We start from the raw sequence: 1,856 nt of genomic DNA on the forward strand, positions 1-1,856 counted from the left end.
GACGCTCATCGGCCTGGAACTGGCTGGCTTCTTCCATCGAGGGGGGGAGTCCGGTCAGATCGAGCGAAACACGGCGCAGGAGCAGTTCCGGTTCGGTGGGACCGGCGGGGGCAAGTCCTTCCTGATGCAGTCGGCTGAAAACGAAGGCATCAATTTCGTTCTGCGAAGGATTGTCCTGCCGTTCGGAAGTCGATTTGACAGGAAGGGGTGAGCGAAGCGGAGGAATGTAGGCCCAGTGGCGGGCGTACTCGGCCTCCTGCTGGATCCATTGACGCAGGATCTCGATGTCTGCAGGGGAGAGGGGCTTGCCGATCTCAGGGGGAGGCATGACCCGCGAGGCATCCGGGGTCGTGATCCGCTCGATCAGACTACTGGCAGCGGGGTCGCCCGGAACGATGGCTCGGGTCCCGCTGGGAAGTTCACCGGTTGCATCAGAACGCTCGTCAAGCCGCAGGTCTGCTTGACGAGCCTGTTCGTCGGGGCCATGACACTGAAAGCAGTGCCGGGAAAGGAGCGGCCGTACGTCTCGCGAAAAGTCTACTTTGCGAGGGGGCGAGTCCCCCCCGGTAACGGTGTTCGCGGAATTCAGGAAGAGGAAGGTCGATCCGAAAATCAGGTGAGTCGTCGCAGTCGCCAGCTTCATGGTTTGTCGCCAATCTGTTGGATTCGAAGATACTCACAGAATCTCGACCTAGATTGCGAAGTCTGTCTTTGTGCCGAGCAGGCGGTCGATCAGATCCTGGGGAAGGTCAATCGCTTTCGAGAGTCCTCCCTTTCGGTCCGTCGGGTTGATTTCGCAGTAGGCCGACCAGGTTCCCAAGTGCCGCCAACGTCCTGCCCGCTTGGGTTCATTCGGCAGGACGGGAGTCGTGCAGCGATTACATCCGATCGTGGTAAAGCCTTGCGAGTGCAGCGGGTTCACCACGACGTTGTGTTCGACCAGGTATTCTTCGAGCTGCTCATCGGTGAAGTTGGCGAGAATGTTGATCCGGACGCAGTTCATCTCGGTATCGATCGAAAGGATCGGGATGTTGCCCCGCCGGCCCCCTTCCGCACGGCGCAGACTGCCGACGAGACAATCGTACTGCCCTTTGGCCTGGAGGAGCGGTTGAGTCTTGCGCATCGCGCAGCACTGCTTCTGGCCTTCGGGGGTCAGGTAGAGAATCCCGTACTGCGCGGTCTGCTCTTCCATCGTCTGTTCAGGTTTCAGCGTGATGACATTCAGGTGATAGTCTTTCGCGATCCGGTCTCGCGTCTCGAGTGTTTCCTGGAAGTTGACACCCGTGTCCACGAACAGGACGGGAATGTTGACTTTCTGCTGTCCGATCATGTGACAGACGACACTTCCCGCGCGCTGCATGGCCGAGAGTGCTGCGACTCGATCTCCGAAGATCTCTTTTGTCCAGCGAAGCAGATCGATGGCAGAATCTTGTTCAAAAGACTGATTGAGTTCATTCAGGTCGCTCTGCGTAAGTCTCGCCATGAATCCGCTGTTCCTCTCGGTACGCCGTCCGTACCCTCTAACCGACTCTTGTCCCGCTTAACCGACTCAATTCCACGGATGGCCATCCCCGGCCACTCGTCGTGAATGGGATCGTTTTCTCGCGCAAATCCGGCACAACTCGCTGTGCACTTGTCACCACATGGCTTCACGGATCAGTAAGCTAAAAATCTAACAGAAACGGGGAAATTGCCGCAACGGGATCGCCCAGCGGGGAGACTCGGAGCAATTCCCCTCCCCGCTGGGCTCCTCCTGTGGGTTCGCAGGGCTTTGCACCCACTTGTGCTCAAACCCTTGTCCTGATCGTAAACCCTCGCCAAACCCGCAACTTGAAGTCACTCATCCATTATAGACG

General features: G+C 58.1%; 2 protein-coding genes. Both read right to left on the reverse strand.

Going from position 1 to position 1,856, the window contains the following annotated elements:
* Positions 1-643, reverse strand: a 643-nt coding sequence (locus VGE80_RS00830; RefSeq protein ID WP_440591331.1) for a c-type cytochrome domain-containing protein, incomplete at its 3' end; no start/stop codon positions are given.
* 48 nt (positions 644-691) lie between these two features.
* Positions 692-1,483 (reverse strand): phosphoadenylyl-sulfate reductase, encoded by a 792-nt coding sequence (locus tag VGE80_RS00835; RefSeq protein WP_373653540.1) that lies wholly within the window; start codon positions 1,481-1,483, stop codon positions 692-694.
* Between the last annotated feature and the right edge of the window lie 373 nt (positions 1,484-1,856).

The organism is Schlesneria sp. (assembly GCF_036405755.1).
In the GTDB taxonomy this organism is placed as follows: Bacteria; Planctomycetota; Planctomycetia; order Planctomycetales; family Planctomycetaceae; genus Schlesneria; species Schlesneria sphaerica.

Bases quoted from the DNA above. Each gene is read 5' to 3' on its own strand.
- VGE80_RS00835 (WP_373653540.1), bottom strand. From the start codon at position 1,483: ATGGCGAGACTTACGCAGAGCGACCTGAATGAACTCAATCAGTCTTTT.